The 14,560-nt window shown below is 38.2% G+C and carries 16 protein-coding genes; 1 reads left to right on the top strand and 15 read right to left on the bottom strand.

What is annotated here, in order from left to right; all coding sequences use genetic code 11:
• Window positions 1-5 precede the first annotated feature (5 nt).
• The 7 genes from PZB74_RS12355 to PZB74_RS12325 all read right to left on the bottom strand — a co-directional run bounded on the left by PZB74_RS12355 (window position 6) and on the right by PZB74_RS12325 (window position 6,974).
• On the bottom strand, window positions 6-1,313 hold the full coding sequence (locus PZB74_RS12355) for a restriction endonuclease subunit S (protein ID WP_302236404.1): 1,308 nt from the start codon (window positions 1,311-1,313) through the stop codon (window positions 6-8).
• Window positions 1,313-2,842, bottom strand: a complete 1,530-nt coding sequence (locus PZB74_RS12350) for a type I restriction-modification system subunit M (RefSeq protein WP_302236403.1) — start codon at window positions 2,840-2,842, stop codon at window positions 1,313-1,315. The genes PZB74_RS12355 and PZB74_RS12350 overlap by 1 nt, the downstream gene beginning before the upstream one ends.
• Window positions 2,843-2,854: 12 nt before the next feature.
• Window positions 2,855-3,082: a DUF2188 domain-containing protein gene (locus tag PZB74_RS12345; protein WP_302236401.1), complete on the bottom strand. Its 228-nt coding sequence runs from the start codon at window positions 3,080-3,082 to the stop codon at window positions 2,855-2,857.
• Window positions 3,075-3,644: a restriction endonuclease subunit S gene (locus PZB74_RS12340; RefSeq protein WP_302236399.1), complete on the bottom strand. Its 570-nt coding sequence runs from the start codon at window positions 3,642-3,644 to the stop codon at window positions 3,075-3,077. Before PZB74_RS12340 ends, PZB74_RS12345 begins: the two co-directional genes overlap by 8 nt.
• A gap of 133 nt (window positions 3,645-3,777) precedes the next feature.
• The gene (locus tag PZB74_RS12335) at window positions 3,778-5,535 is read right to left on the bottom strand and encodes a DUF3987 domain-containing protein (protein ID WP_302236396.1); all 1,758 of its coding nucleotides are present in this window, start codon (window positions 5,533-5,535) and stop codon (window positions 3,778-3,780) included.
• Window positions 5,529-6,452, bottom strand: a complete 924-nt coding sequence (locus PZB74_RS12330) for a BT4734/BF3469 family protein (protein ID WP_302236394.1) — start codon at window positions 6,450-6,452, stop codon at window positions 5,529-5,531. Before PZB74_RS12330 ends, PZB74_RS12335 begins: the two co-directional genes overlap by 7 nt.
• A gap of 213 nt (window positions 6,453-6,665) precedes the next feature.
• On the bottom strand, window positions 6,666-6,974 hold the full coding sequence (locus PZB74_RS12325; protein ID WP_302236392.1) for a helix-turn-helix domain-containing protein: 309 nt from the start codon (window positions 6,972-6,974) through the stop codon (window positions 6,666-6,668).
• A 25-nt stretch (window positions 6,975-6,999) separates the two neighbouring features.
• Between PZB74_RS12325 and PZB74_RS12320 the strand changes: the two genes are divergently transcribed.
• Window positions 7,000-7,122: a hypothetical protein gene (locus tag PZB74_RS12320; protein ID WP_302236389.1), complete on the top strand. Its 123-nt coding sequence runs from the start codon at window positions 7,000-7,002 to the stop codon at window positions 7,120-7,122.
• Window positions 7,123-7,150: 28 nt separating this feature from the next.
• Here the strand turns inward: PZB74_RS12320 and PZB74_RS12315 are convergent, their stop codons facing one another.
• The 8 genes from PZB74_RS12315 to PZB74_RS12280 form a co-directional block, all read right to left on the bottom strand.
• Complete coding sequence (locus tag PZB74_RS12315; protein ID WP_302236387.1) at window positions 7,151-7,831, bottom strand: hypothetical protein; 681 nt, start codon at window positions 7,829-7,831, stop codon at window positions 7,151-7,153.
• An 830-nt stretch (window positions 7,832-8,661) separates the two neighbouring features.
• On the bottom strand, window positions 8,662-10,098 hold the full coding sequence (locus PZB74_RS12310; protein ID WP_302236385.1) for a hypothetical protein: 1,437 nt from the start codon (window positions 10,096-10,098) through the stop codon (window positions 8,662-8,664).
• A 194-nt stretch (window positions 10,099-10,292) separates the two neighbouring features.
• Window positions 10,293-11,012 carry an IS21-like element helper ATPase IstB gene (istB, locus tag PZB74_RS12305; protein ID WP_302236383.1) on the bottom strand — a complete coding sequence of 240 codons (720 nt, stop codon included), beginning with the start codon at window positions 11,010-11,012 and terminating at the stop codon, window positions 10,293-10,295.
• Window positions 10,999-12,579, bottom strand: coding sequence for an IS21 family transposase (gene istA / locus PZB74_RS12300; protein ID WP_302236381.1), 1,581 nt, complete (start codon window positions 12,577-12,579; stop codon window positions 10,999-11,001). The genes istB and istA overlap by 14 nt, the downstream gene beginning before the upstream one ends.
• 191 nt (window positions 12,580-12,770) lie before the next feature.
• Entirely contained in the window at window positions 12,771-12,920 is a 150-nt protein-coding gene (locus PZB74_RS12295; RefSeq protein WP_302236379.1) for a hypothetical protein, read from the bottom strand.
• A 123-nt stretch (window positions 12,921-13,043) separates the two neighbouring features.
• Window positions 13,044-13,904, bottom strand: a complete 861-nt coding sequence (locus PZB74_RS12290) for a tyrosine-type recombinase/integrase (RefSeq protein ID WP_302236376.1) — start codon at window positions 13,902-13,904, stop codon at window positions 13,044-13,046.
• A 33-nt stretch (window positions 13,905-13,937) separates the two neighbouring features.
• Window positions 13,938-14,138, bottom strand: a complete 201-nt coding sequence (locus PZB74_RS12285) for an Arm DNA-binding domain-containing protein (RefSeq protein WP_302236374.1) — start codon at window positions 14,136-14,138, stop codon at window positions 13,938-13,940.
• Complete coding sequence (locus PZB74_RS12280) at window positions 14,135-14,488, bottom strand: helix-turn-helix domain-containing protein (RefSeq protein ID WP_302236372.1); 354 nt, start codon at window positions 14,486-14,488, stop codon at window positions 14,135-14,137. Before PZB74_RS12280 ends, PZB74_RS12285 begins: the two co-directional genes overlap by 4 nt.
• Window positions 14,489-14,560 lie beyond the last annotated feature (72 nt).

The following is a 14,560-nucleotide window of genomic DNA, read 5'->3' as shown; positions in this document are numbered from 1 at the left end:
CTTGGTTAAATAGTTCTTACCTCCCCCGTCAATAGCTTTTGCATCAAGCCCTTTTTCTGTTCTTTGAGTGTTTTGATATGCTGCCGAAGAAGGTCAATTTCTTTATCAGCTTCTGATAATACAGATGCTATTTTCCTTTGCTCTTCAAGTGACGGTACAGGTATTTGAAGCTTTGCAAAATCTGACTGTCCCAGGGTTTTGTTACGACCTGCTCCACCAGGAGAGGCTAAACCCAGCAGATGTTTACCTCTTGCGGATTTGAAGTAGTAAAGCAAATAATCTAAATCCAGTAGATCCTTTTTGGGCTTATACATGGGAAAGCGATGCGATGCAATCATGCCTGCTTCCGCTTCAGTAGTTTTAGCAATGGCGTGCTCCCAGGCAAAAACAATGTTTACCACAAAGCAATCTGGCTCAATCCAGAATACTGATTTATTGCCTAAGCTTTTGCCTGTAACTTTTTCCTTATGAAAGATTCCCTTTGCATGAGAGCGAATACCAATTTCCTGGTATAAGGTATCTGGTTCAGGAGTAAAAGATTTTTTTACTCTGGTAACGATATTGGAAATTGATCTGAGGTGCCAGTCGGCAGGTAAAGTACCAACTTTAGTTTTAATTAGCTGATCATCTTGGATAAACTCCTTGAAACGTAAACCTCCTGATAAGAGATTTTGACTTAATCCCTTCCTCCTCCTCAAATAAACTTTTAATAATTCTCTATTTTTTTCAATAGCCTCGTCCCAAGCACTAAGGACTTGTGATATTTTCTTCTGTTCAAAAAGTGGCGGTAATGGTAAAGTAAACTTTCGGAAATCTTTTGTGGTAAAGCTTGCTTGATTTATTGCAGGTTTAGTAATTGACTGAATAAATTTCTTATACAGACTAGATAGGGTGAGACTTAGAAAGAAGCCTGGATCAATTTGTTCCGAATCTAGACTAAGAGATAATAGGTTTGTTGTATATATTATTGGCCTTCCTAATTTATTGATAAACAGAGCACATTTTCCGATCTGTGCTGGTGAATTAATAAAATTCACTAAAATTTCGCCGTCATTTAAAAAATATCCCTTCGTATTAGCTCCTTGCGGGTCATCAAAATACCAATACAAAAGGTTATCGAACACAACCTCATTATTTACAAGGTTATTAGATCTCAGGACAGGTAGCCCTAAGTCTTTATCAGCAAGTTTACGTGATAACCCACTTTTCATTTCAACTATTAAATTCCCAAGTGACCTGACATCCCAATTCTCAGGTATATCACCAACTTTAGTCTTCTTATAAAGATTTTTTTTTAACTTAATTATACTCATCAGAATCCCAATTCTTTTAAATAATCCTCTATCTTCTGCTCTACAGAAGCTAATTGATTTTTCAGCTCACGGATATCCTGCTGAGTAGCAGCAATATCTACGGGTTCCTCCTCCACAAAAGTGTCCACATAGCGGGGAATATTGAGATTGTACTCATTCTCTATAACCTCCTTCAGCGTAGCACGATAAGAGTACTTTTCTTCCAACACCTCTCCTGCTTCTGTAGATAAAGGAGCTGCTTGTTGGAAATTCTGATAAGCAGAAATGATTTTATCAATATCTGAATCTCTCAGACGATTCTGGTTTTTACCTGATTCAAAGCCCTGGCTGGCATCTACAAAAAGTATATCCTTATTTTCGCCCTTTGCCCTGTTAAAAATCAGAATACAGGCAGGTATACCAGTGCCAAAAAACAGGTTAGAAGGAAGTCCAATCACTACTTCAAGCAAATTATCTTCAATCAATTGTTGCCTGATTTTTCCTTCACTACTACCTCTGAAAAGCACCCCATGTGGCAGTATCACACCCACTTTGCCCACATCCTCATAAGTGGATTCAATCATATGAGAGATAAAGGCATAGTCTCCTTTACTCTTAGGAGGAACGCCTCGGTGGAATCGGTTGAATTGGTCTGTAACGGCATTATCTACTCCCCATTTATCAAGAGAAAAAGGAGGATTGGCAACAACTTTATTTCCTTTAAGCAAACTATCACCTTCCAGCAGCTTGGGGTTGTTAAGCGTATCGCCCCACTCAATGGTAGCATTATCTATCTCATGCAAAAACATATTCATTCTGGCCAGTGCCCAGGTGCTTCCATTGATCTCCTGACCATAAAGGGAGAAGTTTTTACTTCCTACTTCTTTAGCCGTTTTGATTAGTAATGAACCTGAACCGCAAGTAGGGTCAATGATCCTATCTCCTGGTTGGGGTGCCATAAGCTTGGCTAACAATTTGGAAACCTGAGAGGGAGTATAAAATTCACCAGCCTTTTTGCCTGCATCACTGGCAAATCTTTCAATCAGGTACTCATATGCATCACCAATCACATCATTTCCTTCCAGGTGAGATGGTTGCAAATCAAGTGCGGAGAAGTCAACCAACAGGTTTTTAAGTCTTCTATTTCGGTCCTTTGTCTGCCCCAGATTAGCCTCTGAATTAAAGTCAATGTTACGAAATACCCTTTCCAGTTTACTACGGTTGGCATCTTCCAAGCCCTCTAGTGCAGTGTTAATTAATTCGCCTAAATTGGCTGCATTACGGTTTTCAAACAGATAGTCAAAGGTGCAGCTTTCCGGTAACTGGAAGCGTTCATTGCGCAAAGCCCGCTGCATCCTTAGTTCATCGTTATCGTATTTTTCAGAATAGAAACGTTTCTTATCCTTCCACACATCCGACACATACTTGACAAAAAGCATGGTCAGGATATAATCTTTGTATTGAGAAGGGTCTATGACACCCCTGAAGGTATCACAGGCCTTCCATACAATGTTATTGATTTCACTTTGGGTAATGGGTTGTTTTATCATATGGCTTTAAGTTTATCCCCTGGGTGGAAAGGGATCATTTCCATTGGAATCTTTTCTTTGGATCTTACCGTCTTTCCCATGAATGAAAAGCTCGGACTTTTCTTTATTGGATAGGTTCCTGCTGTACTTTTCGGCTTCCTTTTTAGTGTCAAAGTGTTTTGACACCCTATCTGATCCACCTTTTTTTGAGTCCCAACCTCCCTGGGAGTTTGGCACAACATGTCTAGTCTTTTTAGTCATAACTGTGCTGGATTAATTGATGAATTACTGATTGATATACTTTTTCCTTTTCGGCTATTATTTTATGTGACAACTCTATATCCTGTTCGTGTAAGAGCTTAATGGCTACAGCCTTCTCCTGTACCTCTAAAGGTGGAAGATTAATAGTGAAAGCTTCCAATTCAGATTTCCGAATGGATGGAATAGAGCTTCCTGCTCCTAATGTCTGAAAATATGCCTGAGATTGCGGCAAATTAAAAAGCGTAGTCAGATATTCCGGTAGCACTTTTGCCTTATCCGCTTTAATGACAAAAAAAATGGACGATGCAATAGCAGGTCCAATTGAGCTGTGGTATGTCCAGGCAAAGTTTCTCAGCCCTTTACCTACAAAAAGAATATCTTCATTTTGGAGCAAATGAGACTCGTTTTTCTTATTCATTGGAATGAATGCATCCATTTCAGATGACACCTTTCCTAACTTATCAAAATGCTTAACTTGCAGATAAGCCACTTCACCTGCCTCTTCTGGCTTCGCATAAAAACCAAACTGTAAATGGGCTATATCTCCTATTTTTACCTTCATTTATTTGTAGAATACTTCAAATTACAAAGAAAGGTTACAAAAGGCAAAGAAAAAGAAGATAAAATCTATTGTAGATAGTTTCAAAAATGGATAAGAGAGGAATTAAAGGATTCTAAGGAAATGAAGTATATCTTTACTCAACTTCCTTCAAATCCTTAGTTTCCTGATCTACCATTTTGATATAACTGTCATGGAATTCCCGCTGTATTACTCCATTGTCAATATACTTTTTTATATACCCTTCTGCTGTTTTATCTGCTATTGAAAGGCTTTGCGAAACTTCAAGGTATTGCTGCCGATTAAAAGTTTGAGGAAGGTTGGCAAGAAACATTTCTTTTCGGTTCTTCTTTTTTACTGGCTTTTGCTGGCCTGATAGTTCAGAAAAAACTTTACTAGAATGTTCTAACAACACCTTGACGATTGAAAGAGCCACCTGAAAGTCTCTTTCCTCACAGATTAATTTGTTACTGATATCTCCAGTTTCCATTACTCTTAGGGCTGATAAGATCATGGAAATTCTAAAAGTTATTAGTCCTAATCTGCGAACGGTTGCCATATAGTCAATCCCCAGTAAATCAAGATACTTTTTCTGCACATGTACAAAAAATTGATTGAATTCTACTTCCTGGTCAACCGATAAATAGAATCGCACTTCGGTATTACCCTCTAATACTTTGTAAAACTCATGAAATTCTTTCCCTAATTCATCAAAATACTTATCCAATCCATTATTTGAACTTGCCGCAAAAACATCTTTCCATACTGCTTGTACATTCATGCGATAAAAAATAAATCGGCTGAACAGTCCATTTTCTGCGTCAGGAATTAAGGTGGCTATCTGTTTAGGTGTACCAGAAAGTACGGTAGAGATACATGGTGTTTCTATATCTACATACTCCTGATCCGTTCTCCTGTAATATGAAATTGTTTCGTGATGGAATGCTTTTCGGAATCCATCACTGTAATTTCCATAATCACTCTTAAATGCCTGAGAGAGCGTATCGCCTTCCGTTTCAAAAATCAGCCCTCTCCCTTCATTATCTGATAGTAGTTGAAATACTCCGGTTGTACTATTATTAGCAGGGATCAAGAGCATTTTTTCAGGAGGTTTAGAAGGTTTTTCAGCTCCATTTGCATTACTCCCCTTTCCTTTGTTAGAATGATAATCAGACATGTCAAATTCAAAGCGTTGCCTAAGTAAGCTTGCTTGTTCTCTAAATTCTTTATGAATAGGCTTAACCAATTGTTTGCAATGCACTAAACGCCCTTTTCCAGCGGAAGCCTGGGCTGTAATGAAAAGGAATAGATTGGAGTACACCTTTTTACCATCATATATACCATACAGTTTTGGAAAGCATGAACTTAAGGTAGTTAAAGTACCCAAAAGCAATATATCTCGCTCTTCGGCGGTATTGGCAACCCGAACCACCTTTTGCAAAAATTCTGGAAGGTTTGAATAAACAGTGTCTGTAAAATTTGGAAGTTGCTGATTATTGCTCAAAGTTGCTGCATTTGCAATTTTGATACCTGCATTTTTTGCATGATAAAAAAAGGTCTTTAAACTAATACCCGTTCCTTTGGATTGAAGGCACTTTTCAAACTGTTTGTCACATTCCGACTGAGAATAATCAGGATAAAAACAACTTATCTTATGAAACAAATCTCTTCCACTCTCCCCAAATTCATCTGCTAAGGCAAAACCTATATTGCGCCAATCTTCATAAGCTGAAGTGATATCAATCTGTTTTGCCTCAATTTGTTCTACTACTTTTAATACTTCTTGATAGGTACTTTTTAATTCTCTTAATATAGCCTCCTGTTTAGGTTGCTCTATATTGCTTGAATTACTGGTATCCAACCATTTTCTAGGGTTAAACTTGAATTTTAACATTTTGGTAAATACTTGGGGTTAATATATGCTTCGTTGTCATAGGGTAGAAAGCAAGCACGGGAAACATCTTTACCTGCCGAGTCAATTTTGAGCTTATAATTATGCTCTATGTAAGCACTGACTGCCTGAAAATACTCTTTGTGGGTAACCTCAGTCAGATCAATACTAATGATCCATTTGATACCATCTCCTGAAGGAGAAGTAAAAAGAAGCTCTGTCTCAAAATATTTATCTTCTAAAAGCTGATTTTTGAGATCTGCTACTTGATCTACATGATCAAAATCAATAGCCACCAAGCCTGAATGCTTAAGAAGAGATCTATCGTTTCTTTTGGAAAACAAGCCTGAAAAGGTGACGTAATCAAAATGCTTCGCTTTGAAGCTCCTAGCTGCTACTGAATCTTTGAGTGTTCGTAGGTACTCAGTCCTTTTCAGGAACTGAGTACCTTGAATCATATGGAATACTTCCAGCAGACTTACATTTTTCTCAGGAAGCGTATTACTGACGGGTCCTTTATAATAGCTGAACATTGGTATCTGTAGTGGTTTTTTATAAGTCTTTTCTGTGTTGGCCTGGCAACCACTAGCATACCAACCAATTTCACCAATACGCAAAGGCATGTTTTTATTCAGCAGCTGTAAAAGTGCCTGCCCTTCAAGTTTGTAATGCCAAGAAGCAAAAGTAAATGCAGAGCCAACAAATTCTGGTTTCAATATATCCTTAAACATGAATTGACCGTTCTCCTGGGCTATTTGTAACGTCAGCGAATCATCATAAAAAGGGTTTCTAGTAATCTCACATACTTTGCCTACTAATCGGAGTACGACTTCTCCTTGATAATACCGCCTTAAGATATGGGCATAGATATTCAGGCCACCATTTGTTTTGGCCAACAAATCTTTTTCTGACAACTCCATAATATCAACAATTTGAAGTTTTCTCAGAAAAACTCACTGTACACCAAGTAAATTGAGGAGCTACAATATCGTGAGACAGTCTTCTAAAAGGCAGTGGGGTAGAAACCCCACTATCCATAATAGATAGTGAGATTACAATAAGTGGAATTTGTGGTGGGAAAAAGAAATTCCATTTCACCCTGGGTTCCTCATGGAGGAAGAGAATATCCCTATTCATAGTTTGATCCTCCCCTTCTTGATGAGATAATTGGCAGCCATTTGATCTACTTCTTCCCTATCATTGCTACGGTTGCGGAGCAACCAACTGTCCAACTCACTTCTTTTAAAATACAGCTTCTTTCCATTTGGCTTATAATGAGGAATGTTTCCAGTACTCGTAAGTTTGTACAAGTGAGACTGAGAAAGCTCCAGGTACTGGCATGTCTCATTAAAACTCAATACTTCCTTTATTCCCTGAGCTTGATTTGAAAGTAATCTCTCAATTCGCTCAAGTCTTTCAATTATTAGATGATCTTGTGACATCTTTATCAGATTTAAATTTTTGAAAATGATTAAGATGCGCCTATCGTTTGCCAGAAGTCAGGCACGTACTCCCGACAAACTTCAGCGTAAAGAAAACCTAATAAAGGAAGAGAAAACAGTTGTGGAGGGTGGAACCACCCTTACTTAAATTGCTGATTATCAACTAGATGAATTGTCTATTTTTCTTTGTCTTTTTTTGCTCTTTGCATTAAATGCGTAAAAATCTCCTGCAATTCATCAATTTCCTTTAGAGCAGGAGAATCAAAACTATTTCTGAGACTTTTAGCTGAAATATCCTTTCTACTTTTAGAAGAAAAGTTTTCTGAAAACACCTTAATTAAATCTGATTTTTGCTTTGGTGTAAAAATGCCTTCTTCAAAGAAGGCTCTTAATAAGTATCCAAGCTGAGGAACTGTAAGCTCAGTTTGAATCTTTCTTACAATTTTGTCAGAAGTGCTACTATTAATCTTCTTGATCAAATCTTCAGAGATTTCTTCTACTCCTTTTAAATCTTTTTGCCAAACCATTGTAGACAAATCATTATCACTATCGACACGAGACTTTACAAGCTTCTCAAAAGAAAAAAGCCATTCTTTTTTATCAGATATACCTTCCAAATGATATATGATAAACTCCTTTTTCTCTGATTTACCATAATCACTCAATCGCCTAAGCAATATTTCATTATATGCAGCCATGAAACTACATTTGATCTCCGCCATATGGCTTTCAATATCTGATTTAGTAATATCAAATCTTGAGTTTTTTTTCTCTGAGATGTTAACTTCTGTAAATTCTATGATTGGGTAAGACATAAAAGTTGGATTAATGATATGATCATCTTCTCTGGCTTGCATAAAATTGCTAAATATTGCCAGGCCTTGCTATTCCTTGATAACCCTTGCTATTCCTTGCAGTAAATTGCGAAAACTGTTGAATTGGAGATCAGGAAAAAAAGTAACATTTTTTAATAAGTAAAAAAATTGCAACAGCAATTTGCCGGAAATCAGCCAGAAATTTACGAAAAATTTGCCAGCAATAGGTTCTTTATTTTGCATTAAAACTTGATGCTGCAAGTATCTTCTTTAGCTAGGGACTTTTGCAATAAGCCTGCAATCACCAGCAATTTGCGGGAAATGAGCCAGCAACTTAGAGCAATATTCAGCAATAAATAGCTATATGGGCAAGGACTTAAACCCAAAAAAAAAGCAATTTCTAGCAATAAGTAGCAATATTCTTCAACTTAAGAAATTAATTTTCAGCAAGTTGTAGCAATTTGAAAAGCAAGTGCGAGCAATTTCCAGCAACATTCAGCAATCCATAGGTTGCAAATCTTGCTCTAGACGCTACTTAAAAAGGAAACCTTTTTTCAAATGATACGCTCATAGGCCTAATTCTGAAAATAGATACTTAATTAGTTTCCACAATTTTTCTAAAATAAATACTGAAGAGATAATTGCTTTTCCTTTATTCATTTTACCTTTTTTTACTTTACATAGAATGGAGGCCTTTCTTTCAAGATCATTGACCCTAGTTTTTAAATTATTATTTGCCTTCATAGTCCGTATTGTTTGTAAACCATTTAGGCAAATTTGCAACTATAAAAAGGCATCTAAAGGAACAGTGAAGTGGTGTTTTAATCTGTTTTTGTTCCTATTGATAATCAATCAGTTAAAATATGGATAGTTTATGATTCTGGTCTCAACTGGTGCCATTGCTTGATTTTCTCAACTACCGATCTATCATCAACCATTTTATTGTAAAACACCCATGCTTCTTTGAATAGAATTCCAATGATTTCATAGTACTTTTCACCCGGTAGAATTTCTCCTTCTTCTATCCCTGAATGTTCTTTGAGGTAGTTATATAGTGAATGTACCAAGCGAACCAAATGACGTTCATGTGGTAGGTTAAACTGTGCAGTTTTTTCAATTTTAATACAACCATCTTCATTCTTCTTGTAGGTAGTTGGAATTACATCTGAATCAAATTCAATCTGGTCGCTATGGTAATACTCTTTTAAAGCTTCTTCTATAAGGTAAAGAGGTAAACGAGAAGAAAGCTCTTGTTCACCATCTTTGCCTTCTAAAGTGAACTTCAAGGAAGTGAGCTTCTTTTTGTCTTTAATACCGTTCATGAGTTGCCTGAATGCATTCATTTCAGGAATAACAGGCTCATTCATTTTACTATTTGAAGTCATCTGGTGACCGACAAGCCAATTGGTTTCTGTAATGCAGGAAGCAATATGTATTAGTTCTGGGAGCAGGTCTTGGATATCAAAACGTTGACAAATGAAGAAAGCCACAGAAATAGCATCTGCACGTTTAGTGGCGTTAGCCATTTCAAGGAAATTGGGCTCAAAGTACTGTTTCAGTTTTTCAAGGTCAGCAGGAACTTCGGCAAAAGTGAGCTTAGGCTCAAGGTCGTTTCGCTTCAACCAATTTCTAATGTGCTTGACTTTTACATCATCTGAGTCTGCCCAATCGCCAACAGGTATTAAAGAGAACTCAATCAACTTAGCAATGCAGAGCATCAGTTGGTTAGGATAGGGGGTGGATTCAGTTACTTTAAAGGATTTAATCTTTGTCAGAAGGTTGTAGTATGATTTGGCTAAGCGGTACTTGAATTTCGACTTATGAGCATTCTCATCAAATCTCAACGGATATCGTGCAAGGTCTTTTTTCCAATTCTTGTAGTGCAGGTCGTCATAGGCACGTTTCATGTTCTCAATGAACTCTTTCGCTAGCCATTCGTGCTCTAATTTGATAGTACCATTATTGAACACAAACTTGATATGGTCGAGCTTGGGAAATGGTTTGTTATCATATTTTTCTAATGACTTCCAGTCAATTCCAGATTGTTCAATAACCTGAATGGCTTTTTCAGTCTCTTTTTCGGCTGAAGTAATGAGCTTTTGGTTTTCAGGTCTTTCCCAAAAGGCAACATCACGAATATAGATGTCCTGTGCAGAAGCAATGAGTTCTAACAGTAGGTCACGAATTTGAAGTAGCTCAAAGTCATTAATGATATTGAGTATCTCATGGTGTAATGTTGGCGGAATTACGAGGCTGAGAAACTTGTGCTGAGGCTGGTAACCTTCTACAAAGGCACGTTCATCAAACACTTCTTTGAAAAACTCTACTCTTAAAGCAAGTTGCCAATTACTATACCTTATATGAAAGTCATATGGTGGCTTCTCGGGTGATTTATAGAGTTGGACTTCAATGCATGGATATTCCGGTGATGTTGACCCCTGTACCGGAGATATTGCCCCCCTAATTCAGGTTTGGTTCTGAAGAACCCGATGGTATGACAATTTTACACTTTTTTTCTTAGACTCTCACCCTTGATGTCAATTCTATGAGAAGTATGCACTAGCCTATCCAGGATAGCATCAGCAATAGTTTCCTCCCCAATGACATCATACCAACTAGCAACAGGTAACTGACTGGCAATGATGGTGGATCTAGCACTATGTCTGTCCTCAATGATTTCCATCAGATCCATTTGTTGCTGTTTTTCCAGGTGGGTCAGGCCAAAGTCATCCAGGATGAGCAGATCTGTCTTGGCCAGTTTCTCAAAGAACTTATAGATGGTGCCTTCCAGACGAGACATCTTGGTTTTAAGCAGCAGTTTCTGAGTATTAAAGTAAGCTACTTTAAATCCCATCAGACAAGCTTGATGCCCTAGAGCAGAGGAGAGGAAGCTTTTCCCACAACCGGTGGCACCGGTCACAAGGATTGACTCTCCTTTCTGGATGTATTCACCGGTGGACATACGGGTAATCAGGTTTTTGTCTATGCCCCTTTTCTGGTCAAAGCGTAGCTCTTCTATAGATGCTTTGTAGCGGAAACCAGCATTGTACTCTAACCTTTTGAACTTACGAAGATCCCTTTCCTGCTCCTCTGCCTGAAGTAAAACTTCTAATCCATCCAGTAAGGATAGCTCATGAAGTTTCCTGGTCTCCTGCAAGGCTGCCCAAGTTTTGATCATCCCATGTAATTTGAGCTTGTTTAGCTGTGTCTCAATTTGATTCATTGGTTTTATAATTTAGTTCTAACTGTTGATAATGTTCTTTCCCTCTGAGGTTATTATGCTTGGGTAGAGGCTTTTCAGAGATAGTGGACTGAACCTCTATCATCTTATTTTCCAATACATTCATTACGAAGCTGTAGGTGTAGTTGTGGCAATCCAATGCCATTTGACAGGCCTTTTCAAAACGTGTAGGCTCGGTTTTCCTTTCCAGGCCAAACAGACCATCACAGGTTCTGTAAAGCTGTTCTGGATAGCGATTCTGCTCAAAGATGCAGCACACCAGTTTATGGAGTATAGCCGATTTTTTGGCAGCTTGCCTACGATAGTATTCCGGGCTCCTGTCTTTGTAATGTTGGTGCTGCGAACAGAGATGATCTTTGGTAGTAGAATAACCACCCTGGTGGAAGTTCCTGATATGTACAGCTACCTGCTCTCCTTTGGAAAAGATATAAACCATACTGCGGGTGTAGATGACCTTGACTTTACTACCAATCATTTTAAAATGGACGCTATAGTAGTGTTTATCCTCAGAGAGATAGATATGGTTGTTCTTGGCCACTCTTAACTCTCGGTAGTATTTGATCTGGTATCTCTCAACTGGTAGAGGCAAGAGGTGTGTCTTCTCCTCGGATATGAAGCGCTCTTCCCGGCAGTAGGGCTTCTTTTGCATGCGAGTTTGATTATGATCTCTCACTTTTTCTTTGATGGCTACATTCAGGGAAGACAGGTCAAAGAAGACCATGTGACGCAACTTGGCATATACCCGGCTGTAGATCAGCTTCACTTGATTCTCTACTAGTGCTTTGTCTTTAGGCTTACGAACCCTGGCAGGTACTACTGTAGTGTTGTAATGATTGGCAAAATCCTCTAGCGCACGATTGATCTCCGGTTCATAGCGGTTAGTCTTGACTACCGCAGCCTTTAGATTATCCGGTACTAATGCTTGAGGCACGCCACCCAACTCATGCAAACAACAGGAAAGGGCGTAGAGAAAATCTTCAGTGGACTGGCTCCTTACAGCCATCACAAAGCTGTAGTCAGAGAAGGGTAAGCAGGCCGTAAATACCTGGCACTTGATCTCCTCACCAGTGGACTTGTCTATATAGCTCAATGGCTTACCTGCAAAGTCAATATAGAGCTTCTCTCCAGGATGATGGTGTAGCACTGCGGATGGTCTGCGGGCTATCTGTAACTGATGGAGATGAAAACAAAATTGAGAATAACTATAGCTATCTGGATTACCCTGTCTATATTCTTCCCAAAGTAGTTTTTTATTGACCCCACGTTCTTTTAACTCATTAAAGTAGTAGTCAAGTCTGGCCTTCAGATCCTCATAACGGTCGTCTTTGTAGGCAGGGTTTCCCGGATGAAATTTTGCCTCCAGTACCGGATGCTCCATTCTGAACAGCTCTTCTATTGTGTAGCCTTTGCCATCTTTGATGGTAGTCAGGCTTTTGAGTTTCTCCAGGTATACTTTAACGGTGTTCTTGCTGATGCCTAGTGTGCGGGCAATGGTCTTACGCCCTTTGCCTTGCTGATGTAGAAGTATGAGTTGTTTGATCGTGCTCATAGATTTTGGTTTACCTGCCATAAGGGTCTTTTTAGCGATAGTTGATGATCGCTAAAGAACCAAAACCTTAAGTTTTGAGGGGTCAACTTCCTCCGGAATCATACCCTCAAGGGGTCAATTTGCTCCGGTACAAGTCAACGTCAATATATTTAGAGGGGGCAGTATCTGCCGGATTGGCATGCGTTTCAAGCTCAAAAAGAGCATTGAGTATCTAAATTTTCTGCCGGATTTGAGGGGTCAATATACTCCGGTTTATCCAATGCATTCAATCCGATCTTCACCTTCCATGATTGCACCTTTTTCATATAGGTAATCATCAGTGTACTCAAAATGGTCGTCATGTTTTTCAGAGAAAAACTGCCATTTATAGGTAAAATGGTCTTTTTGAAACTTCGCCCAATCAAATTTAGGTAGCTCTATCTTCTTTCCTTCCTGGTCCTTTTCTTCAGCGATAGTTTCTTGTATTAAAGGGCGAGCTTGATTTTGTTAGCGGCTTCTTTCTTCTTGTCGTCAATGATCTTGGCATAGACCTGAGTGGTTTTCAACTCTCTGTGGCATAGCATTTTGGAAACTGTATAAATATCAGTGCCTAAGGTAAGTTGTAAGGTAGCATAGGTATGCCTGGCGCAGTGAAAAGTAATATCTTTGGTAACTTTAGCCCTATCAATCCACCGTTGTAACTTGTCATTGTTCTCTGATGAGTATTCCAGCCCTTTAAAGACCAATTCATCTCTATCTTTTCTTTCACCTAATAGTAGACATGCATCTTTTGAAATAGGAAGCGTTTCTGCACCTTTTGTTTTCTTTTGTCTGAAACGAATAAAATATCCTAGCTCTTGAGAATATTGAACCTCTGACCATTTTAGTTTTTCTATATCTGCCCATCTTATACCAGTAAGACACGAAAATAAAAAAGCAGATTTAAGTATTGGTATCTCACATTCGGTCTCTACTATTGCTTCTAACTCTTCTAAGGTTAAGAACTCCCGTTCAGACTCTTCTTGTTCAAAACCTTTAACATTTTTTGCGGGGTTCCTATTTATTATTTCATCCTTTTCAGCTTGCTTTAATGCCGCTTTGAATTTGCTGAAATAAGAATACTTGGAGTTTTGAGACAAGCCCTTATTATTTTTCTTTTTTGCATCCTTATCTAAGTATGATTTAAAATCCTCCACAAAATGAGAGTCTACTTGGGCAAAAGTTAGATGAGAAGGAGCAAATTCCTCAAGAAATTTTAACATGCTCTTCCAATTTCCATAATTACCATCGCTACTTCTCTTTTTTTCAGCTAAAGTCCGAACATAAGTCAGAAAATTACCTTTCAATTTTTCAGTATCACGGAATCCATAATACCCATTCTAAATTTCTATTTGCCGTTGAGCCCTAATGGTTTCTGCTAATTGTAAAGTTTGTTTATTTAATTCCTTTTCTTGTTTTGTTTTTGCCTTAGGATCAAGATATAGCTTTAGATATTCTAATTTACGGTTACCTTTATGATAGTAATCAAGATATAAGCTGGTTTTCTTTCCCTGATTACGCTTTCTTAACGTTACTGTCATGATTGAAATAGTTTTTCAATTTCTGTTCTTTTAATAATCGTACGTCTACCGATTTTTGCTGCCTTGATTTTACCACCTTTGATTTGCCTGTACAAAGTCATTCTACTGGCTCCCAAGAGTGTACAAGTTTCAGCAATACTTAGAAATTCCTTATCCTTAAGTTGCTGTTGATTGTACTCTTGTTTTTGAGCTACTACTGGTGTGACCTCCTGCACTTTTTGCTCTCGTTTACGTCTCTTATAAGCACGCTTTGCACAATTATCTCCGCAATACTTTGTCACAGTAGTTTTAGCGATAAATTCTGCACCGCAATGCTGGCAAATTTTAGGCACTCGAATGTTACTACTCATTTCTATTTTTCATATAGCGTTGTTGTAACTATTGATATCATCATGTATCTTATTGTATCTAAATGTAACATA

Source organism: Porifericola rhodea (genome assembly GCF_030506305.1).
Taxonomy (GTDB): domain Bacteria; phylum Bacteroidota; class Bacteroidia; order Cytophagales; family Cyclobacteriaceae; genus Catalinimonas; species Catalinimonas rhodea.
This window is presented reverse-complemented; position numbering and strand designations above follow the sequence as displayed.